The sequence below is a fragment of the Litoribacter ruber genome, assembly GCF_018500185.1.
GTDB classification, from domain to species: Bacteria; Bacteroidota; Bacteroidia; order Cytophagales; family Cyclobacteriaceae; genus Litoribacter; species Litoribacter ruber.
The window spans coordinates 34,559-55,071 of the sequence record NZ_JAHBGI010000006.1; the positions used below are offsets into that span (position 1 = coordinate 34,559).

General features: G+C 43.0%; 18 protein-coding genes. 15 read left to right on the top strand and 3 right to left on the bottom strand.

Going from position 1 to position 20,513, the window contains the following annotated elements:
* The first annotated feature begins 149 nt into the window (after positions 1–149).
* From KIH41_RS10235 to KIH41_RS10250, 4 genes are read left to right on the top strand one after another with little or no spacing between them, the layout of a single operon-like run.
* Positions 150–1,487, top strand: coding sequence for an O-acetylhomoserine aminocarboxypropyltransferase/cysteine synthase family protein (locus KIH41_RS10235; protein ID WP_213946027.1), 1,338 nt, complete (start codon positions 150–152; stop codon positions 1,485–1,487).
* Positions 1,462–2,523 carry a homoserine O-acetyltransferase family protein gene (locus tag KIH41_RS10240; RefSeq protein WP_213946028.1) on the top strand — a complete coding sequence of 354 codons (1,062 nt, stop codon included), beginning with the start codon at positions 1,462–1,464 and terminating at the stop codon, positions 2,521–2,523. Before KIH41_RS10235 ends, KIH41_RS10240 begins: the two co-directional genes overlap by 26 nt.
* The gene (locus tag KIH41_RS10245; protein WP_214162343.1) at positions 2,513–3,733 is read left to right on the top strand and encodes a homoserine dehydrogenase; all 1,221 of its coding nucleotides are present in this window, start codon (positions 2,513–2,515) and stop codon (positions 3,731–3,733) included. The genes KIH41_RS10240 and KIH41_RS10245 overlap by 11 nt, the downstream gene beginning before the upstream one ends.
* 39 nt (positions 3,734–3,772) lie before the next feature.
* Positions 3,773–4,162, top strand: coding sequence for a VOC family protein (locus tag KIH41_RS10250; RefSeq protein ID WP_214162344.1), 390 nt, complete (start codon positions 3,773–3,775; stop codon positions 4,160–4,162).
* Between the two features lie 42 nt (positions 4,163–4,204).
* On the opposite strand, the gene KIH41_RS10255 is transcribed toward KIH41_RS10250, so the two are convergent.
* Together KIH41_RS10255 and KIH41_RS10260 are read right to left on the bottom strand one after the other, a co-directional pair.
* Positions 4,205–7,021, bottom strand: coding sequence for a S9 family peptidase (locus tag KIH41_RS10255; protein ID WP_214162345.1), 2,817 nt, complete (start codon positions 7,019–7,021; stop codon positions 4,205–4,207).
* Positions 7,022–7,279: 258 nt separating this feature from the next.
* Entirely contained in the window at positions 7,280–7,900 is a 621-nt protein-coding gene (locus KIH41_RS10260) for a toxin-antitoxin system YwqK family antitoxin (protein ID WP_214162346.1), read from the bottom strand.
* A 410-nt stretch (positions 7,901–8,310) separates the two neighbouring features.
* On the opposite strand from KIH41_RS10260, the gene KIH41_RS10265 reads away from it, so the two are divergent.
* The 11 genes from KIH41_RS10265 (at position 8,311) to KIH41_RS10315 (ending at position 18,964) form a co-directional block, all read left to right on the top strand.
* A complete protein-coding gene (locus tag KIH41_RS10265) occupies positions 8,311–8,784 on the top strand; it encodes an Lrp/AsnC ligand binding domain-containing protein (protein WP_213946033.1) in 474 nt (157 codons plus the stop codon).
* A gap of 278 nt (positions 8,785–9,062) precedes the next feature.
* Positions 9,063–10,508, top strand: coding sequence for a Fe-S cluster assembly protein SufB (gene sufB, locus KIH41_RS10270; RefSeq protein WP_213946034.1), 1,446 nt, complete (start codon positions 9,063–9,065; stop codon positions 10,506–10,508).
* Between the two features lie 23 nt (positions 10,509–10,531).
* On the top strand, positions 10,532–11,293 hold the full coding sequence (sufC, locus tag KIH41_RS10275; RefSeq protein WP_213946035.1) for a Fe-S cluster assembly ATPase SufC: 762 nt from the start codon (positions 10,532–10,534) through the stop codon (positions 11,291–11,293).
* A 29-nt stretch (positions 11,294–11,322) separates the two neighbouring features.
* Positions 11,323–12,576 (top strand): Fe-S cluster assembly protein SufD, encoded by a 1,254-nt coding sequence (gene sufD, locus KIH41_RS10280; RefSeq protein WP_214162347.1) that lies wholly within the window; start codon positions 11,323–11,325, stop codon positions 12,574–12,576.
* 9 nt (positions 12,577–12,585) lie between these two features.
* Positions 12,586–13,809 (top strand): cysteine desulfurase, encoded by a 1,224-nt coding sequence (locus KIH41_RS10285; protein WP_213946037.1) that lies wholly within the window; start codon positions 12,586–12,588, stop codon positions 13,807–13,809.
* Entirely contained in the window at positions 13,806–14,240 is a 435-nt protein-coding gene (locus KIH41_RS10290) for a SufE family protein (RefSeq protein WP_213946038.1), read from the top strand. The genes KIH41_RS10285 and KIH41_RS10290 overlap by 4 nt, the downstream gene beginning before the upstream one ends.
* Entirely contained in the window at positions 14,237–14,578 is a 342-nt protein-coding gene (locus KIH41_RS10295) for a DUF59 domain-containing protein (protein ID WP_213946039.1), read from the top strand. Before KIH41_RS10290 ends, KIH41_RS10295 begins: the two co-directional genes overlap by 4 nt.
* 12 nt (positions 14,579–14,590) lie before the next feature.
* On the top strand, positions 14,591–15,007 hold the full coding sequence (locus KIH41_RS10300; RefSeq protein WP_213946040.1) for a BrxA/BrxB family bacilliredoxin: 417 nt from the start codon (positions 14,591–14,593) through the stop codon (positions 15,005–15,007).
* Positions 15,008–15,305: 298 nt separating this feature from the next.
* The gene (locus KIH41_RS10305) at positions 15,306–16,592 is read left to right on the top strand and encodes a citrate synthase (protein WP_213946041.1); all 1,287 of its coding nucleotides are present in this window, start codon (positions 15,306–15,308) and stop codon (positions 16,590–16,592) included.
* Positions 16,593–16,765: 173 nt separating this feature from the next.
* Positions 16,766–17,026: an acyl-CoA-binding protein gene (locus tag KIH41_RS10310; RefSeq protein ID WP_213946042.1), complete on the top strand. Its 261-nt coding sequence runs from the start codon at positions 16,766–16,768 to the stop codon at positions 17,024–17,026.
* 228 nt (positions 17,027–17,254) lie between these two features.
* Positions 17,255–18,964: a DEAD/DEAH box helicase gene (locus tag KIH41_RS10315; protein ID WP_213946105.1), complete on the top strand. Its 1,710-nt coding sequence runs from the start codon at positions 17,255–17,257 to the stop codon at positions 18,962–18,964.
* Between the two features lie 78 nt (positions 18,965–19,042).
* Here the strand turns inward: KIH41_RS10315 and KIH41_RS10320 are convergent, their stop codons facing one another.
* A complete protein-coding gene (locus KIH41_RS10320) occupies positions 19,043–20,284 on the bottom strand; it encodes a S8 family peptidase (RefSeq protein ID WP_214162348.1) in 1,242 nt (413 codons plus the stop codon).
* Between the last annotated feature and the right edge of the window lie 229 nt (positions 20,285–20,513).

Here is a 20,513-nt window from a genome sequence, read left to right on the forward strand (position 1 = left end):
TACAGTTTCTTTAACTTCCCTAACCCTAGGAGAGTTTGCTGCTATTGTATTTCTTAATCCGTAACCTTCCCAGGTTGCGCTTGTTTCCATTGGCTCCCTCTACGGAGCCCCACTAAAATCCTATTTTCCATAATTTAAAAAATTTCGCCATGTCCAAGAACTATCATTTCGACACCTTACAGCTGCATGCAGGCCAGGAACCCGATCCGAGTACCAATTCCAGGGCCGTTCCTATCTATCAAACCACTTCCTATGTATTTAACAGCGCTGAACATGGGGCCAACCTTTTTGGCCTAAAAGAATTCGGCAACATTTATACCCGGATCATGAATCCGACCACGGATGTTTTCGAAAAACGCATTGCAGCTCTCGAGGGCGGTGTGGCTGCCGTGGCTACCGCCTCAGGTCAGGCTGCCCAGTTTTTAGCTTTAAACAACATCTTACAAGCCGGGGACAATTTTGTCACCACGCCATTCCTCTATGGCGGAAGCTACAACCAGTTCAAAGTGGCCTTCAAAAGGCTTGGAATACAGGCAAAGTTTGCCGAAAATGACAGCCCAGCTGCTTTTGAAAAGCTCATAGATGAAAATACTAAGGCACTTTATCTGGAGACCATAGGAAACCCCGAGTTCAACATTCCGGACTTTGAGGCAGTGGCGGCGGTGGCCAAAAAACACGACATCCCCTTAATAGTGGACAACACATTTGGGGCCGGGGGCTACCTATTTCAGCCCATTGCCCATGGGGCCAGTGTAGTGACCAGCTCGGCTACCAAGTGGATTGGCGGACATGGGACTTCCATCGGAGGTGTAATCGTAGATGCAGGCAACTTCAATTGGGGCAACGGGAAATTTCCACAGTTTTCAGAACCATCAGAAGGTTACCATGGACTTAATTTCTGGGAGGCCTTCGGTGAAGGAAACCAGCTAGGTTTGCCGAATATAGCCTTTGCCATTCGTGCCCGGGTGGAAGGCCTCCGGGACTTTGGCCCTGCCCAAAGCCCCTTCAATTCCTTCCTTTTACTTCAGGGATTAGAAACCCTGTCACTTAGAGTTCAAAGGACAGTGGACAATGCCTTGGTATTAGCCAAGTGGCTTGCTGACCACCCAAAAGTGAAGAAGGTAAATTACCCCGGCCTCGAAAGCTCTCCTTACCACAACTTGGCTAAGAAGTATTTGAAAAACGGATATGGAGGAGTATTGAGTTTTGAACTAAAGGGAGAAAAAGAGGAAGCCACCTCATTGATCAATAACCTGGAGCTGATTTCCCATCTTGCAAATGTGGGAGATGCAAAAACCCTGATCATTCAGCCCGCTGTCACCACCCACCAGCAGCTTAGCGATGAGGAACAGCTCAAGGCCGGCGTCACCCCTACCCTTTTGAGAATATCAGTTGGGCTTGAACATATCGACGACATCAAGGCGGATCTATCAAACGCATTAGAAAAAACCACGCAAGAACATGAATCTAAACTCTCCTTTGCTTGAGATTGAAGACAAGTCAAGAGTATTTCATTACGAAGACAGGTATCTTTTGGAATCCGGTGAGGATCTGGCCGGATTCCAAATTGCCTACACCATTTATGGCAACCCAGAAGCACTTGACAGCCACGTCATCTGGATCAACCATGCCCTCACCGGAAATGCCGATGTGCACGAGTGGTGGTCTGGCTTGGTGGGTGAAGACAAATTCTACGATCCCAAGCAATATAAAATTATCTGTACCAACTTATTGGGTTCATGCTATGGCTCGACCAACCCATTGAGCAGCAATCCTGAAACAGGGAAGCCCTATTTCTATCAATTTCCCCAACTCACTACACGTGATATGGCAGGGGCCTTGGAGAAATTGAGGGAGCATCTGGGGGTAGAGCATATCCATACCTTGGTTGGTGGTTCACTTGGTGGGCAGGTGGCTTTGGAATGGACTTATCAGCTCGGGTCAAGGCTGGATTACAGCATCATCATTGCCGCAAACGCCAAGTCAACCCCATGGATCCGCGGATTTAATGAGGCGCAGAGAATGGCGATCCAAGCAGACTGCACTTGGGGAGAGGAGATTGCAGAAGCAGGCAAGTCAGGCTTAAGAGCCGCCAGGGCCATTGGCATGCTTACCTATAGGCACCCGGATACCTTTCAGCAAAGCCAGGATGATATGGAAGAGAAACTGGACAATTACAAAGTCAGCAGCTACCTCCAGTATCAGGGGAAAAAATTGGCGGACAGGTTCCATGCTTTGTCCTACTGGGTTCTGACCAAGGCCATGGATAGCCATGACCTTGGACGGGGCCGTGGCGGCACCGAGCGGGCTCTGCAGGGAATCAAAGCAAAAATGCTCACAGTAGGTATCGACACCGATCAACTATTCCGCAAGGAAGAAAGCCAATACATTTCCGAAAACTGCCTGGACGGTAAGTATTCCGAAATCAGCTCTTCATATGGGCACGATGCCTTTCTGATCGAGTACGAACAACTTCATTACATCTTAAAATCTTTTTATCTATATACAGAAAATGGGAAATAAAATAGGACTTATAGGGTTTGGCGTAGTAGGCCAAGGGTATTATGAAATCGCCAATAAGGATGGAAAAAATCTCAAGCCCCAGCACATTGCAGTTAAAAGCAAAGAAAAGGAGCGGCCAAAAGGAATCAGTTTTCAGTATGACCTTGAAGCCCTGTTGGCGGATTCTGAAATCGGGGTTGAGCTAATCAGTGAGACGGAGACAGCCTATTTTATTGCCAAAAAGCTATTGGAGTCGGGCAAGACTGTAATATCTGCGAATAAAAAACTGGTGGCCAAGCACCTTCCAGAACTATTGGAACTTGAAAGAGCCCATGGAGGTAAATTTTTATACGAAGCAGCCGTTGCCGCAAGCATCCCGGTACTCTCCAATATCAGCACCCAATATCAAGGGGATCAAATTGAGGAAATCCAAGGGATTCTCAATGGCTCTTCCAATTATATCCTCAGCAAAATCCAGCAGGAAAACCAAAACTTTGAAGAGGCCTTAAAACAGGCTCAAGATAATGGATATGCCGAAGCAGACCCCTCCTTCGATATCAATGGAAGTGACGTGGCCAGCAAGCTCTGTATTTTGGCGGCCCACTCCTACGGAGTCCACCTTGATGAAAAGTCAATCCCTTGCATTGGCATAGACCACCTCCAGGCTGAGGACTTTTCACTTGCTAAGAAAGTAGGCGGAAAAATTAAGCTTATAGCCCAAAGCTCAGTAAAAGACGGAGATGTGTCTGCCTCAATTTTTCCAACCTTGGTAGGGCCAAATCACCCTTTGAGCCAAGTTGAAAATGAGTATAATGCGATCAGCATATTGTCTAAAAACATAGGATTGCAAAACTTTCAGGGTAAAGGTGCTGGAGGTCTGGCCACGGGTTCCGCAGTATATTCCGACTTGGCCAAAAGCAGTTCTGGATTCAAATATACATTGGTTGAAAATGGCCTAAAGAAACAATACGCAGCTCCAGCCTCTTCCGAACACCAATTTGTAATCACTGCAGATTCTCAGCTTTTGGAAGAAAACTTCCCTTATCATCAAAAATATACTTTTGAGGGCAAGGACTATGTTCTCGGCAATTTTGACAGCAAATTGATTGAAGGGATAAAGGAAAAAATCTTTACTGTGGGAGGTTCTATTTTAGCAATAGACAAAAACCTTTCTTTGGAAAAAATAGCAAGCCATTTTGAGGCGCAGGCTTTGGAATTGAGCGAGGAGTAAGCGAAATTGGTTAACTGGACATTAACCAAAAACTCAACCATGAATTTTACCCAAATAAAGGAAAGTTGCCTGTATGTGGATGACCTAGACAAAGCGCATGAATTTTATCATGAAAAACTGGGAATGCCTTTAATATCAAAAGTAGAAGGGCGCCATATCTTTTTCCGATGCGGCAGCTCGGTATTGCTCTGCTTTAACCCTGAGGCTACCAAGGAAGAGAAAAACCTTCCTCTCCATTATGCCAGTGGCAAGCAGCATTTGGCATTTGAAGTATCACAAAAGGATTATGAAAAAACGCTGGAAAGGGTAAAGGAAAAGGGAATATGGATTACCCACTTCCAAAAATGGAAAGGTGACTTGGAAAGTTTTTATTTTGAGGACCCTTTTGGACATGTGCTCGAAATTGTTCCCAAGGGCATTTGGGAATAAAAAATCCCCATCAGATCTGATGGGGATTTTTTTTATCATTTGTTATTCTGAAAGCTCATACTTCAATGTCCTGCCTTTTTCAGTGGCTGGAAGCCCTTCCGTCATCCAAAGGGGAGCCGGGGCATCCTTGAGATAGTGATCAAAGAACTGGGACAGCCTGATTGAAAGGTCTTTTCTATTTTTACGCTGCACCAAGTTGTGATCTTCATCATTGTATACCAAAAGCCAGGCTGGGCTGTTTAGCCTTTTGAGAGCCATAAACATCTCAATGCCCTGGTACCACGGCACCGCGCCGTCGGCATCATTGTGCATGATCAAAACAGGCGTGTTTACGCGGTCGCTGTAAAACAATGGTGAATTCTCAATGTAGTACAACGGCTTCTCCCATAGCGTACCGCCAATTCTGGATTGGGTCTGCTCATACTGGAACATACGGCTCATACCCGTACCCCAACGGATACCGCCATAAGCCGAAGTCATGTTTACCACGGGAGCCCCCGCTCCGGCAGCCTTGAACATGTCTGTTTGTGTGATCAGATAAGCCACTTGGTATCCACCCCAGCTTTGACCTTGGATAGCCATGTTTTCTTTATCTACAAAACCCATGTCAGCCACTTTTTGAACACCTGGCATGATGCTATTAAAAGCACTTGGCCCCGGAAGCCCCAGATCGTACTTGATATCCGGCACAAAAACCACGTAATCATTACTCACAAAAAATGGAATATTGATGGTAGAAGCACTTGGTGCAGGTGGTCTGTAATTATGTAGACCATCAGAATTTCTTTCATAGAAATACACCATCATAGGATAGTTGCCGTCCTCTCTGAAATTCTCAGGCTTGAATAGCAACCCCTGCATGGGCGTACCGTCATTGGCGCGGTAATCCACCAATTCTACAGAACCCCAGTTAACATCGGCCTGCTGGCTGTTAGTCTCGGAGATTTGGTTCAGGTTTGCAAAGTCTAGACTTGTGGCATACAGGTCTGGGTATTCATGGTAAGTTGATCTCCTAACAATCACCTCATCGCTTTTCTCAGCTTTCTTCAAACCGTAATAGCGATGATCGGTAAATAGCAACTCCTCAGGGGAGTTTTTGCCCTGCAGGTCACCTTTATAGAAACCGTTTTTCTTGCTAAATTCATGGAATGCTGTCAACACTAATGGTGATTTGGAATCAATACCATATTCCTCCTCATCCTCATGCAAGGTCTGGATTCTGTATTTCACTTTGTTTTGACGGCCTTCCCCTTTGGTGATGTTTACTGGTTCTTTCTTCCCTGTAGGATCAACCTTCCAGATATCATATTTATCGTAAACCAGGAATGCCTCATCGTTTTTCAACCATCCACCGTTTCCGTAGCTTGACGGCATGGAAGGGCTGTCGTGAATCTCATCGTAAAAATTGATATCATCAATTTCGGCCAAAAGGTTTCTTTTCTGCTTGGTCTTGATGTCATAGGCCATCCAGGTGCTATCAGGCGTGCTGTACCAATACACAAACTTTGCTTCCGGTGAAAGCGACGGATAGCCTTTTAGGTTTTTCTCCACCAAGGTTTTCTCCCCTGTCTCCAGGTCCACCACATACACATCCCTTCCGATCTGGATATCCCAGCTGTAATTGCGGCGATAAGGCTTATCATCCGACCCAAGGGCTAACTTGTGCCGCTCATACTTGTCCCTATTGATGTTTTCAACTTTCATATCTGCCACCTGGGTCACTTTACCCGATTTCATGTGGTAAGTGGCCAAATATGTTTTTTTGTTTTTCCTATCTTTTTGCTTGAGTTGCATAGGCTGAATCTCATCATCCTGCCAGCCCCAAATATCCAGGGAAACGCGTTCCTCTTTTAAGATCGTAGTGTCTTCTTCATACTCGTACGTGACATAATCTGGAGCCGTACCAAAATACAACCGGCTTCCATCTTTGGAAAATACCAAGTCGCCGTTTTTGCTTACCATACCATCTTCAAGAATCCCCTGAGTGCCTTTTCCGGCTACTTTTTTCAGGTCCTTTTTTGCTATATCATAAAGATATAGATCGTAATATGGCTTTTTGGCTTTTAGCGAGTCCTCGGTAGCCATGAAGGCAAAGTTTTTCTCGGGTCCATCGATGACCATGCCCGCATAATTTACCTTTCCTTCATCCACTTGGGTGGTCTCCCCATTGCGCAGGTTTAGGATGTAGGCACCTTCATTTTTCAGTGTATCCTCGGTGGCTTTGGTAAAATACAGGTAATTGCCCTCATCCGAAAAACCGTAATCCTTCACCCTATCCAAGGTCCACTTTTTTTCCCCGTCAAAACTTCTCACAAGAAGGTTGGTGCCCTCGGTTTTTTTAGGCTTGTCCTTTACCTCAGTGGTATCGGATTTATCCTGCTTTTTGGTTTCTTTTTCAAAATGGACCGCCAGCCAGTTACCGTTATCCTTTGGGGTTTTAAAGGACTTAATTTTGGCCATTTTTTCCACTTCGCCATTGCCTAGAGAAAGGATGAAAAGTGAATCCTTCGGCATTTTGTCCTTGGCCGTATTTTTCAGCTTTAATACCCGAAGCGAGTCCTTTTGGGGCTTGATCAAGCCCATGAGGAAGTCTCCATTGTTGGAGAAGACAAAGTTTTTCCCTCTTTGAATAGCATGTTTTTCGGCAGGATTTTGATGGGCGGCTACTTCAATCCTGCCGTCTCCGTCTTGGGGGCTGATTTCATAGGCGACCCATTTTCCGTTTTTGGAAACCTTCTCAGAGGAGACCGATTCCCAGGCATCATAATCATCATGGGTCAGGGGCCTTTTTTCTTGGGCAGAAAGGCCAAATGACATTGTCATCAGCAGTCCTGCGGCAAGTAACTTCTTATTAAGCATACTGGTTGATTTATTTTTAAGCGGAATTTACTTGAATTAACGTCAAAACTACAGAGGATTGTGATCAATGGAGCAATAATTAGATATAGGCTATGATATCCGTTTAAATATTTAAGGATCAAGCTGGCAAGCCCAATTTGAGGGATATAACAGTAGGCTTAAAATTTAAGTAATTCCCAATCCCGGGTTTTAATAAAAAGCAAAAAAAAGCTTGACCAAACGGTCAAGCCTTAAACTTTATCATCACAAAACACTTAATTATTTTCTTATTGTCAATTCGAAGTCCATAGGTACATATACCCCTTCCTCGATTGCTGGATGCCAATCAGGCATTTGTCTCAGCACATAATCAACTCTTTCCTGGGTTCCCTTATCTGCATGCCCTTCAAATTTGTACCCTACCAATTTACCATGTTGGTTGATGTTAAGGATAACCTTCACTTCATCAAGCAGAGCGCTCTTTTTGGTTCTGAAGATGAAAGAGGTGTATCCGTCCACAAAATCGGCGGCATCTTCCTTGCCTTTTAATTCGGCAAACTTCATGAAAGGCTCATAGGGAAGGATTTTTCCATCCATATCGAAGCAAACCCCACCCATGGATTTTCCATTTTCGAAAAACTCTCTTCTTCTCAAAGTTCCATCAGGATAAAAAGACAGCAATTCTCCTTCAAATTTTCCGTCCACAATTGGCTTGATGGCTTTCAGTTCGCCAGATTCGTAGTAGGAATAGCTTAGGAAATCATCCTTTTCATAATCATTTACAGTGGTTTTGGGAATTAGTAAATCCGCCGAAAGTGCGTAGGCACTGAAAAGTGTTCCTTGAGCGAAACTTACCGAAACCGCTGAAAAGCAAAGCAGTGTAAAAATAAATGTTCTCATACCTAGAAAGTTGATAATTCAAAATTCACAAAAATTAATTTCAAAAACAAATATTTGCATTTAAAATCAATAAACGTGTAGAAAAAATCATTCCAAACTTTCTAGGGGCATAAAAAAAGTCCTGCTACCAGCAGGACTTTTTCCGAATATAAACCCAAATATAACTTTAGAGATTCAAAAGTTTTATGCTCAATCACTGTTACAAATTATGGAATAAATAACCAATAATTCAATCTTTAATTGCATTATTTTATACCCCTCCAAAATTAATATTCAGCAACTAAGCTTCCCAGCAAAATTAACTACCATAAAATCAAATCCTATTCCTAAATTTAAATTTTGGAATTTTTTAACAATTTTATAATTTACATACCTGTTTATTGCACATAACTTAATTTAAACATTTTCAGATGGACAAAATTTTAGATATTGACAATGTAGATTTAAAAATTATTTCCCTTTTGAATGAGGATGCCAAAACTCCTTACACAGAAATTGCCAAGAAAGTTTTTGTTTCTTCGGGAACGGTGCACGTGCGCATGAGGAAGCTAGAAGAGATGGGTGTGGTCAAAAGCGCTACCTTAAACATAGATTTCTCAAAACTGGGATATGACATTTCGGCGTTTTTGGGGATTTACCTGGAGAAAAGCTCCCTTTATGATAATGTCATCATCAAGCTCAAGGCTATTCCTGAGGTGATCAACGCTTATTACACAACAGGTAATTACAGCATCTTCGCAAAAATCATCTGCAAGGACACCAATCACCTGAGGGACGTGTTGAACAAGATCCAGAAAGTAGACGGCATCGACCGGACCGAAACCCTTATTGTGCTGGAAGAAAGCATCAACCGGCCTATCCAACTATTTGACAACAGTCAATAATGCGAATCCTTATGGTGCGACTGCCTTATAGTAACACTATTTAGATTAAATCTAAGGAAAAATTATTTAGTGTTTTTCTAATCAAAGCTATTGATATTTATAGATTTTGTAATTTGGAAAAGCGCTACAGGCCCAATCAAAAACACCTAAAAATCAGCAGCTTATAGATAAATTTTACTCCCAAACCCAATAATTGTAAACGTCTTTGAACATAAAAAATTGGATTAATGTTGTATCTTTGCGCTACAAAATGTAATTAGTCTAAATAACTCGACTTTATGAGCAAAGACAATCAGATTTTAGAAGAATTTACTTCAAAAGAATATGAACATGGCTGGTCGGTCAACTATGAGGCCGATGAGGCTCCCATTGGTCTGAATGAGGAAATCATCCGCTGGATCTCTGCCAAAAAAGAAGAACCGCAATGGCTTCTGGATTGGAGATTGAAGGCCTTCAGGGCATGGGAGAAAATGACCGAGCCCGAGTGGGCAAATGTTCATTACCCTAAAATTGATCTTCAAAAATTAAGATACTATTCTGCCCCAAAGCAGTCCAAAAAACCAAAGAACCTCGACGAGGTAGACCCTGAGCTTCTTCAGATTTATGAAAGGCTGGGCATTTCCCTCAATGAGCAAAAAAGGCTTCAAGGCATTGCCGTCGACGCGGTGCTGGATTCCGTTTCGGTAGGTACTACTTTTAAGGAGACCTTGGGCAAGCTTGGTATCATTTTCTGCTCATTCAGTGAGGCTGTACACAACCACCCGGAACTTGTCAAAAAGTATTTGGGCTCAGTGGTACCGATGACCGATAATTATTATGCGGCATTGAATTCTGCGGTATTCTCCGATGGGTCTTTCTGCTATATTCCTAAAGGGGTGAGATGCCCAATGGAGCTTTCCACCTATTTCAGAATCAACGCCGCCAACACCGGTCAGTTTGAAAGAACTTTGATCGTAGCGGATGAGGGTTCTTACTGTTCTTATCTAGAAGGTTGTACGGCCCCTCAGAGGGACGAGAACCAACTTCATGCAGCAGTAGTTGAGATTTTTGCAGCCAAAGATGCCGAGGTAAAATATTCTACCGTCCAAAACTGGTTCCCTGGAGACAAGGAAGGCAAAGGCGGTATCTTCAATTTCGTAACCAAAAGAGGGATCTGTTTTGGAGACAATTCCAAGATCTCATGGACGCAGGTGGAAACCGGTTCAGCGGTTACCTGGAAATACCCAAGCTGTATATTAAAAGGTGACAATTCCATCGGGGAGTTCTATTCCGTGGCTGTGACCAACAATTATCAGCAGGCCGATACCGGGACCAAAATGATCCACATCGGTAAAAACACCAAATCCAGAATTGTATCCAAAGGCATCTCTGCGGGCAAATCCCAAAATTCCTACCGTGGACAGGTGCAGGTAATGAAAAGGGCCCACAATGCCCGTAACTTCTCCCAGTGCGACTCCTTATTAATGGGGTCTAAGTGTGGTGCCCACACCTTCCCTTACATAGATATCCAAAATTCCACCGCCAAAGTGGAGCATGAGGCCACAACTTCCAAAATCGGAGAAGACCAGCTCTTCTACTGTAACCAGAGAGGGATTGCCACTGAAGATGCGGTAGCCCTAATCGTAAACGGTTACGCTAAAGAAGTACTGAACCAGCTTCCAATGGAATTTGCCGTTGAGGCCCAAAAACTTCTTGCCCTTACCCTAGAAGGAAGTGTCGGATAAAATCTAAAAATTGAATTACTATTATGCTATCTATAAAAAACTTACACGCATCAGTTGAAGGAACGCCTATCCTTAAAGGTATCAATCTTGAAGTTAAAGCCGGTGAAGTCCATGCTATCATGGGACCAAACGGTTCAGGTAAATCTACGCTCGCCTCCGTATTGGCAGGTAGAGAGGAATATGAGGTGACTGAAGGTGAAGTTTCTTTCAAGAGCAAGGATTTGCTTGATCTCAGCCCTGAAGATAGAGCAAGAGAAGGTGTGTTTTTGGCATTCCAATATCCAGTAGAAATACCTGGTGTATCCTCTACAAACTTCCTGAGAACGGCAGTTAACCAAGTGAGGGAGTACAGAGGCTTGGAGCCTTTGGATGCAGTGAAGTTCCTTTCTTTGATGAAAGAAAAAATGAAGCTGGTCGAGATCGACCAAAAATTGCTGAGCAGATCCTTGAATGAAGGTTTTTCCGGAGGAGAGAAAAAGAGAAACGAAATCTTCCAGATGGCTATGCTTGAGCCTACCCTCTCCATCTTGGATGAAACAGACTCAGGACTTGACATTGATGCTTTACGGATTGTTTCAAATGGCGTAAACCAATTGAAGTCCGATAACAACGCCACCATTGTGGTGACCCATTATCAGAGATTGCTGGATTATATCGTTCCGGATTTTGTCCATGTATTATACAATGGTAAAATCGTAAAATCAGGCACCAAAGAATTGGCTATGGAGCTTGAGGAAAAAGGATATGATTGGATCAAAGAGGAAGCAGACAAAGCGACTGTCTAATCCAAATTTACCAACCAGACAATTATACAATGACTACAATCACAAAGGATAATATTACTGACAGCCTGCTTGCAACCGTTCATCCGAATGGTAATAGTGAAGCTGCTCAAGTTATTCGTGAAAATGGTTTCCCAACCACGAAACACGAAGAATATAAATTCACCAACATTACCAAAAGGATAGAATCCAAGATTCAATCTTTTCAGCAGGCAAAACCATTGGGGCTTACCCAACAGGATGTTTCCAAGGCTATGATCAAAGACCTGGATGCTGATGTGGTGGTGTTTAACAATGGCCAGTTTTCGGCTGAGCTTAGCAGTTTGGGAGAAGGCTACGCCGTTACCAACGTAACCAATTCAGAGGCGCCTTTTTCTATTAAGGACCTTTACGATGACAGCTATTTGGCTTTGAACAAGGCCAGTTTTGAAAAAGGCGTTTTTATTCAGGTTCCTAAAAACAAGGTGCTCGACAAGCCGGTTTTGCTTCTCAACTTAGTAAAAGCCAATGATGGACAGCTTATCACTCCCAAATTATGGATCGATTGTGCTGAAAATACAGAGGCAGTCTTCATAGAGCAGACCGTGAGCCAGGATGAGCAGGCCTACTTGCTAAACGGAAGCGTGGAAATCAAAACTGCCTCCAATTCACACATACACTATTATAGAGTACAAAATCAGAACAACGAAGCTCTGGAGGTCAACAATCTATTGACTGACATTCACAGGGATTCAACTTTCACCTCATTTGTACTTTCCCTGGAAGGTGACATGATCCGAAACAATGTTACGCTTAACCTGCTTGATTCGGGTTGCGAGGGCAACATGTACGGTCTTTATCTTTTGGGTGGAAAAACCCACGTGGACAACCACACCAATGTAGACCACACAAAACCTCATTCTGAATCCAACGAACTTTACAAAGGGGTTCTTGCCGACACATCTAGAGGGGTTTTCAATGGCAAAATCTTCGTTCGTGAAGATGCGCAGAAAACCAACGCCTTCCAGCAAAACAACAACATCCTCTTGTCCGATGAGGCAACGATCAACACCAAGCCGCAGCTTGAAATCTGGGCCGATGATGTGAAATGTTCTCATGGATGTACCACTGGTCAGCTGGATGAGGAGGCACTTTTCTATCTTCAGGCGAGAGGTATCGACAAAAAGCAGGGTAAGGCTCTCCTACTGTATGCATTCGCTGGAGACGTTTTAGAGCACCTTAAAATTGAAGCTTTCAAAGAGTATTGTATTGACTTGGTTCAGAAAAAGTTAGGTACAAACTTCTAAAAGCAATATATGAGTTTAAATATCCAAGACATCAGGGCTTCCTTTCCGATACTTCACCAAGAAGTAAATGGGAAGCCTTTGGTCTATCTAGACAATGCTGCCACGACTCAGAAACCCCTTTCTGTTATCGAGGCGCTTGACTATTATTACAAAACTGACAATTCAAACATTCATCGTGGTGCCCACACCCTGGCGGATAGGGCTACCCGAAAATACGAGAATACCAGAGAGCTCATCCAGAAATTTATTGGGGCAAAAGAAGTGGAAGAAGTTATTTTCACCAAAGGCACCACTGAAAGCATAAACTTGGTAGCTTCCTCCTTTGGGAGAAAGTTTGTTAAAAAAGGCGACGAGGTAATCATTTCAACCCTTGAACACCATTCCAATATAGTACCCTGGCAACTGCTCTGCGAGGAGGTGGGCGCCATTCTCAAGGTTATTCCTATCAATGATAAGGGAGAGATTATTTTTGAGGAATTTGAAAAGCTACTTACATCAAAAACCAAGTTAGTTTCCATCGTTCATGTCAGCAATGCTTTGGGCACGATTAACCCTGTAGAGGAAATCATTGCCAAAGCCCATGCCGTGGGAGCCAAAGTTATGCTTGATGGAGCACAATCCTCCTCACACTTGACGATCGACGTGCAAAAACTCGATTGCGACTTTTTTGCCTTTTCAGCCCATAAGATCTACGGTCCCACCGGCCTAGGAGTTCTTTATGGAAAAAGGGAAGTATTGGAGTCCATGCCACCTTATCAGGGAGGCGGGGAGATGATCAAGGAAGTCAGCTTTGAAAAGACCACTTTTAATGAAATTCCATTCAAGTTTGAAGCAGGAACACCCAATATCGGGGATGTGATTGCTTTCGAAAAAGCTTTGGAATTTGTCAATACGGTCGGTAAGAAGCAGATCGTAGATCATGAAAACGAGCTTCTCGCCTACGCTACCGAAAAACTTTCATCCATTAAAGGGTTTATCCCCTATGGCACTGCCGACAATAAGGTAAGCGTCCTGTCATTTTTGATCCAGGGCATGCATCCCTTTGATGTGGGAATGATGCTGGATGCCGGAGGAATTGCCGTGAGAACAGGCCATCACTGCACGCAGCCCTTGATGAACAGATTCCGAATCGAGGGAACTGTTAGAGCTTCCTTCTCTGTTTACAACACATTGGAAGAAGTGGACAGGCTTTACGAAAGTGTGAGCAAGATTGCCAAACTAAAGAACAAATGACAGACATCAATAAGGTACAGGACGAAATCATCGATGAATTTGAAATCCTGGGGGACGACAGGGAATCTACCATATTTTATATAATGGAGCTTGGCAACCAACTTGGAGCTTTTCCCGAAGAGGAAAAAACTGAAGACAATATTATTAAAGGTTGCCAATCCAAAGTTTGGTTGATCACCACCACCGAGGATGACAAGGTGGTATTCCATGCCGACAGCAACACCGATATTACCAAAGGGCTGATCAGCCTTTTGATTCGTGTGATGTCGGGCCGAACTCCCCAGGAGATCATCAATGCTGACCTTTATTTTATAGAAAAGATTGGAATGGGAGGCATCATTGGTTCCCAGCGATCCAATGGTTTGGCTGCCATGATCAAGCAGATGAAATTTTATGCAATAGCGTACCAGTCCAAGATGAACGCCCTATGAGCCAAGAAACAGAAAATAATACCCAGTTGGAAATTCCTGAACTTAAGGAAAAAGTGGTGAATGCCATCAAGACGGTTTATGACCCTGAAATTCCGGTGGATGTATACGAGTTGGGATTGATTTATGAAATCAGTGCATACCCTGTTAATAATGTGTATGTGCTGATGACACTGACCTCTCCAAATTGTCCAGCTGCCGAATTTATCCCTTCAGAGGTAAAGTCCAAGATCCAACAAATACAGGGTGTCAACAATGTAGAGATAGAACTTACCTTTGACCCACCCTACTCTCAGGACATGATGTCCGAGGCAGCCAAATTAGAATTAGGTTTTTTATAAAAATAGATAACTATGTATCCAGAAGAATTAGTAGCCCCAATGAGATCTGAATTGACTGAAGTTGGTTTTCAGGAATTCAGAACTGCCGATGATGTAGACAATCACTTGAAAAGCCATAAAGGAACAACCTTTATTGTGATCAATTCTGTGTGCGGCTGTGCTGCAGGAGCGGCCCGACCGGGAGTGAGAAGCGCATTGGAGAAATCATCTAAAAAGCCAAGCACCTTAGCCACCGTATTTGCTGGAAACGATACCGAGGCGGTGAAAAAAGTGAGAGAATATACCCTTCCCTATCCTCCTTCCTCACCTGCCATGGCTTTATTTAAGGATGGTGAATTGGTTCACTTCCTTGAAAGGCACCACATCGAAGGCCGGAATGCCCAGTTGATAGGTGACCACCTTGTTGAGGTATTTGAGCACTATTGTTAAAAAATTAAAAAGCCCGCATGGGCTTTTTTGCTAAATACCTATAGGCATTGAAAAACCTTTGGTTCAGAATTTTGTTTTGGTTTGGGCGCTAACCTTCATATAAAGAATATGGTCCCGCTTCAAGGCTCAAAGAGAAAAAGGGAATTGGGAAAAAATAAGCAATAAAAATTCACAGCTCTCATCACAAAATGCACCAGTTGAAATAATTTATCGTGTATTTTATGCCCAATATTGTTAACTTAATGCCAGAATTTTAAATTATTCTTTAGAATTTAACTACATATAAAATATAAACTTTATGTCTGAATTTGCTAAGTTATCCTTTGATGGAAAAGAGTATTCGCTTCCTGTAATCGAAGGTACTGAAAATGAGAAGGCAGTAAATATTGCCAAGTTGAGAGGTGAATCTGGGCTGATCACGATTGACCCAGGATATAAGAACACAGGTTCCACAAAAAGTGCCATCACATTTTTGGATGGTGAGCAGGGTATCCTCAGATACAGAGGCTACAGAATCGAAGACCTTGCTGAAAAGTCCACCTTCCTTGAAGTGGCATACCTTCTCATCTATGGCGAGCTGCCCAACCAATCGGAATACGAAAAATTCAGCAGAGAAGTAACCACCCACACTTTAGTACACGAAGACATCAAGAAGATCTTGGACGGTTTCCCTTCCAATGCTCACCCGATGGGCGTTCTTTCTTCTTTGATCTGTTCCCTCACTGCTTTCTATCCTAATTCACTGGATCCTAATAGATCTGCTGAAGATGTTAACCTAAGCATCGTCCGTCTATTGGCTAAAATGCCAACATTCGCGGCTTGGGCATATAAGAATGAAGTAGGCCATCCGGTAAACTATCCTGACAACAGCTTGGACTATTGCTCCAACTTCTTGAAGATGATGTTTGCCTTACCGGCTGAGAACTATGATGTAGACCCAGTTGTGGCCAAAGCGCTTGATCAGTTGTTAATCCTTCATGCTGACCATGAGCAGAACTGTTCTACTTCTACTGTTAGAATTGTGGGTTCTTCTCATGCTAGCTTGTACGCATCTATCTCAGCAGGGATCAACGCACTTTGGGGACCGTTGCATGGCGGCGCAAACCAATCTGTAATTGAAATGCTTGAAGCTATTAAGGCTGACGGTGGTGACACGAAGAAATTCTTGGACAAAGCCAAAGACAAAAACGACCCGTTCAGACTTATGGGCTTTGGACACAGAGTTTACAAAAACTTTGACCCAAGAGCTAAGATCATCAAAAAAGCCGCTGACGATGTATTGGCCAAGCTTGGAGTGAATGATCCAGTATTGGATATTGCCAAGGAGCTTGAAGAAGCTGCCTTGAACGATCCATATTTCGTAGAAAGAAAACTTTATCCTAATGTTGATTTCTACTCCGGTATCATCTACAGAGCACTAGGCATCCCTACGGATATGTTCACAGTAATGTTTGCCCTAGGTAGGCTTCCTGGCTGGATTGCTCAGTGGAAAGAAATGAGAGAAAACAACGAGCCAATCGGCCGTCCAAGACAAGTATATACAGGTGCAAACGAAAGAGATTACGTTTCCATCAACAAAAGATAAGACCCGTTTTATTTTGTTTAAAAGGCTACCAACTTTGGTAGCCTTTTTTTATTAACTACCCCATCTTGCTCCTCGGATTTCCCCGACATTTAACAAAAATTATCCGTTCGGGCGACAAACTCTAAGCTATTTGGGTTAGTTTTGGAAACCGAAACACCTAAAACAAGTTTACTATGGAAATCAACAATTTAGAAGAAGCGGTTGCGTTGACAAAAAGATTCACCAGCAAACCTGATAATGAAAACCTATTGAAGCTTTACGGCCTATATAAGCAGGCTACAGAAGGTGACAACAACACCGAGCGTCCGGGAGGCTTTGATTTTAAAGCAGCTGCGAAATATAATGCTTGGGAAAAACTGAAGGGCACCTCAAAAGAGGAGGCTGAGCAAAAGTATATCGCCCAAGTAAAATCCCTTTCACAAAATCATATGTAATCAGATGGCGGGTTGAGGCCCGCCTTCCAAAATAATCCACTTTTATTTTAGGTTTATTAACATCAAAATTTTATTGATTTTACCACCCTGCTTGGTAATTCAAAATATTTCCCCTACCTTTGCACCCGAATTAAAAATTATCATTTTTCTAAGCCGTGGGTTTCCTTACTGTCTGTCGTGTATGGGATACTTCTGGAAATCATGGCAAAGAGAAGTAAGGAAAAAATCATGGAAAAAGAATTATTATTCTCAGACCTTGGGATTTCTGCTGAAATCTTAAGGGCCGTGGAAGACATGGGCTATACCCATCCATCCACTATTCAAGCACAATCAATCCCATTCCTTTTGGAAGGAAAAGATGTTATCGGCCAAGCACAAACTGGTACCGGTAAAACAGCAGCTTTTGGGATTCCGATTATTGATCAAGTTGATCCATCTTTGAACAAACCTCAGGCGTTGATCCTTTGTCCTACAAGGGAATTGGCCGTACAGGTAGAAGGTGAAATTGTAAAATTAGCAAAACACAAAAAAGGCGTCTCCAGTACTTGTATTTATGGAGGCGAGCAAATTGACAGACAAATCAGAAGCCTTAAAAAAGGTGTTCAGATTGTCGTAGGTACCCCTGGACGTATCATGGATCACATGAACAGAAGGACTTTGAACCTAGACAATGTGGGTATCATCATTTTGGATGAGGCGGATGAGATGTTGGACATGGGCTTTAGAGATGACATTGAGACAATATTAAGCTCAATGCCTGAAGAAAGACAAACGGTATTCTTCTCTGCCACTATGGCTAAGCCTATCTTGGACCTTACTAGAAAATATCAGGACAACCCTGAGATTGTTAAGGTATTGAGAAAAGAGTTGACTGTTGAGAACATCGCACAACACTACTACGAAGTTAAGCCTTCGTTGAAGATGGAGTTGATGACAAGGTTGATGAATATCAATCAATACGCGCTAAGCGTGGTATTCTGTAACACGAAAAGAGCTACAGATGAAGTAACTGAAGGTTTGATTGCCAGAGGCATCCAAGCTGAGGCTCTTCACGGAGATCTTTCTCAAGCACAGCGTACTAAAGTAATGAACAAGTTCCGTAAAGGACATTGTACTGTCTTGGTAGCAACTGATGTTGCCGCTAGAGGTATTGATGTGGACAATGTGGAGGCTGTATTTAACTATGACCTTCCTTTGGACGAAGAGAATTACGTTCACAGAATCGGAAGAACCGGTAGAGCGGGTAAATCCGGTACTGCCATTAACTTCATAACTGGAAGAAAAGATGGTTTCAGATTGAGAGATCTTGAAAAGTTCATCAAAACTTCCATTCAGAAAATGACTCCTCCATCTGCTGATGAGTTGGTAGAGCTGAAGAAAGATCAATTGGTAAAAGATGTTTACAGACAACTTTCCATTGAGGAAGATACGCAGTTCTACGAAGCTGCTATTGGCCAGATGCTGACTGAAGGCTTGAGCCTGGAGCAAATTACCATCGGACTGATGAAACTTCAACTAGGTGGATCTTTGAAAGAAGTTTCAGATTTCAATTTCGATTTGGATCTAAGCAGACCTTCAAGAGACAGAGAAAGAGGTGACAGAGGTGATAGAGGAGCCAGACGTGGTGTTCGTGGAGAAAGACCTGAAAGAGGTGCTGGACCAGGTGCGCGTCGTTCCAGAGAAAAAGGCCCTAGAGATGCCAACATGGCTAGGTTGTTCCTTAATCTTGGTAAAAAAGACAGAATCAGACCGAATGACATTGTAGGTGCTATCGCCGGTGAAACCGGAGTACCAGGCAGAAGCATTGGAGGAATCGATATTTTCGACAACTTCTCTTTTGTGGACGTTCCTTCTAAGGATGCCAAGCATGTAATCGACGTTATGAATTCTAATACCATCAAAGGTAAAGCAGTAAATATTGAGCTTTCAAAAGGTTGATTAGTTTATAAAGGTTAATGTTAAAAAGAAAAGCGCCATCAAGTTGATGGCGCTTTTTCTATTTTTACCGCATTGTTATTATCTTCTAGCTTTTCGGTCGGGGTTACCATCCGGATCATTGGTAACATAACCTGACCATCTTACCGTACCGTTGTTTGCCAAAAGGATTCCAGCCACGTGAGGAGTAGCCATGGAGGTTCCGTTGATGGCGCGGTAGCCGCTTCCTATCCAAGTAGAGTAGATATTTACCCCAGGTGCAGAAACCACAATTGGCGGGTTTCCAAAGTTGGAAAATGAAGCAAATCTACCGTTGATATCATAAGCGGAAATAGTGTAAAGCCTGGTACCTGTGGCTCTTGCTGGAGAAACATTGTTGGCGTTTTGGCTTTCATTCCCCGCTGCGATAGCGCAAAATACGCCCTTGGCTGCCAGATTCCTTACCGCATTATCCAAAGCAGTTGAAGCAGGACCGCCCAAGCTTAGGTTGGCCACATCGTTAGCCAAGGCCACCTGAGTGGTGTAATCGATTCCCGACACAATAGTAGAAGTGGCAGAGCCGCCAGTTGGACCGAATACTCTTACCGGTACCACAGTAGCTCCGGCAGCCACGCCGATTACTCCAATGGTGTTGTGAATGGCAGCGATAGTACCCGCTACGTGGGTTCCGTGACCATTTTGATCTGTAGGCGATGAATAGCCAGACACAAAGGATCTTCCATATTGGGAGTTTACATTCAGGTCTGGGTGGTTGAGCTGAATACCGCTGTCAATGACAAATGCCCAGCGATTAAGTCCCGAAGCATTTACTGCCCCACCGATCTCGGTGATGCCCCAAGGGGTAGTCTGGCCACTGCCTCCAGACTGAAGCAGGATGCTGTTTACAAACATGTTTGGCATCTTGAAATCTTCCAGGTAATAGATTTGATCTTGCTCGATAAATTCTACCCGATCATCCTTTTCCAAATCAGCAAGTTCATCAGGACTCAAGCGGGCTGAGAATCCTGCCAAAGCAGATCCAAATACGTGATCCACTTGCTCCGGTTTTAATCGGAATCCTTCCAAAACCTCTTTTCTCAAAGCTTCCTGCAACTCATCGTAGCCTTTAAGGCGGGCATTTCTATCCTCATCCTTTCTGGCTCCCCAATTTTGGATGGTTTTCAGTCCAGTTTCTTTCAATACTACTATGTATTGGCCTGGAATCAGGGTTTCATCTACCTTTGCCTCACTGGCAAAGTCATCCATGTTTTCATTTTGGCAAGAGGAAAAAATCATTCCTGCTATTGCAAATGCTGCAACTGCCTTTACTCTAAAATTGACCATAAATTTCATTTAAATAAGGGTATGTAAAACAAAATACTTTTAAATGTTTTTGCGCAAAACATTCTACCAATAACGGAAATTCCAATCTTATTCAAAATCAATTTTATCTATGAAAAATCAATTTTGATAAATAAGTTATTTCAAATAAAAAAAATGGAATTTAACATTTGAAATAAATCCTTTTGGCCTAACAAAAAATTTTACAAATAATTGTTCAAATAATCCTTAA

Bases quoted from the DNA above. Each gene is read 5' to 3' on its own strand.
- KIH41_RS10235 (WP_213946027.1), top strand. From the start codon at position 150: ATGTCCAAGAACTATCATTTCGACACCTTACAGCTGCATGCAGGCCAG.
- KIH41_RS10240 (WP_213946028.1), top strand. From the start codon at position 1,462: ATGAATCTAAACTCTCCTTTGCTTGAGATTGAAGACAAGTCAAGAGTA.
- KIH41_RS10245 (WP_214162343.1), top strand. From the start codon at position 2,513: ATGGGAAATAAAATAGGACTTATAGGGTTTGGCGTAGTAGGCCAAGGG.
- KIH41_RS10250 (WP_214162344.1), top strand. From the start codon at position 3,773: ATGAATTTTACCCAAATAAAGGAAAGTTGCCTGTATGTGGATGACCTA.
- KIH41_RS10255 (WP_214162345.1), bottom strand. From the start codon at position 7,021: ATGCTTAATAAGAAGTTACTTGCCGCAGGACTGCTGATGACAATGTCA.
- KIH41_RS10260 (WP_214162346.1), bottom strand. From the start codon at position 7,900: ATGAGAACATTTATTTTTACACTGCTTTGCTTTTCAGCGGTTTCGGTA.
- KIH41_RS10265 (WP_213946033.1), top strand. From the start codon at position 8,311: ATGGACAAAATTTTAGATATTGACAATGTAGATTTAAAAATTATTTCC.
- sufB (WP_213946034.1), top strand. From the start codon at position 9,063: ATGAGCAAAGACAATCAGATTTTAGAAGAATTTACTTCAAAAGAATAT.
- sufC (WP_213946035.1), top strand. From the start codon at position 10,532: ATGCTATCTATAAAAAACTTACACGCATCAGTTGAAGGAACGCCTATC.
- sufD (WP_214162347.1), top strand. From the start codon at position 11,323: ATGACTACAATCACAAAGGATAATATTACTGACAGCCTGCTTGCAACC.
- KIH41_RS10285 (WP_213946037.1), top strand. From the start codon at position 12,586: ATGAGTTTAAATATCCAAGACATCAGGGCTTCCTTTCCGATACTTCAC.
- KIH41_RS10290 (WP_213946038.1), top strand. From the start codon at position 13,806: ATGACAGACATCAATAAGGTACAGGACGAAATCATCGATGAATTTGAA.
- KIH41_RS10295 (WP_213946039.1), top strand. From the start codon at position 14,237: ATGAGCCAAGAAACAGAAAATAATACCCAGTTGGAAATTCCTGAACTT.
- KIH41_RS10300 (WP_213946040.1), top strand. From the start codon at position 14,591: ATGTATCCAGAAGAATTAGTAGCCCCAATGAGATCTGAATTGACTGAA.
- KIH41_RS10305 (WP_213946041.1), top strand. From the start codon at position 15,306: ATGTCTGAATTTGCTAAGTTATCCTTTGATGGAAAAGAGTATTCGCTT.
- KIH41_RS10310 (WP_213946042.1), top strand. From the start codon at position 16,766: ATGGAAATCAACAATTTAGAAGAAGCGGTTGCGTTGACAAAAAGATTC.
- KIH41_RS10315 (WP_213946105.1), top strand. From the start codon at position 17,255: ATGGAAAAAGAATTATTATTCTCAGACCTTGGGATTTCTGCTGAAATC.
- KIH41_RS10320 (WP_214162348.1), bottom strand. From the start codon at position 20,284: ATGGTCAATTTTAGAGTAAAGGCAGTTGCAGCATTTGCAATAGCAGGA.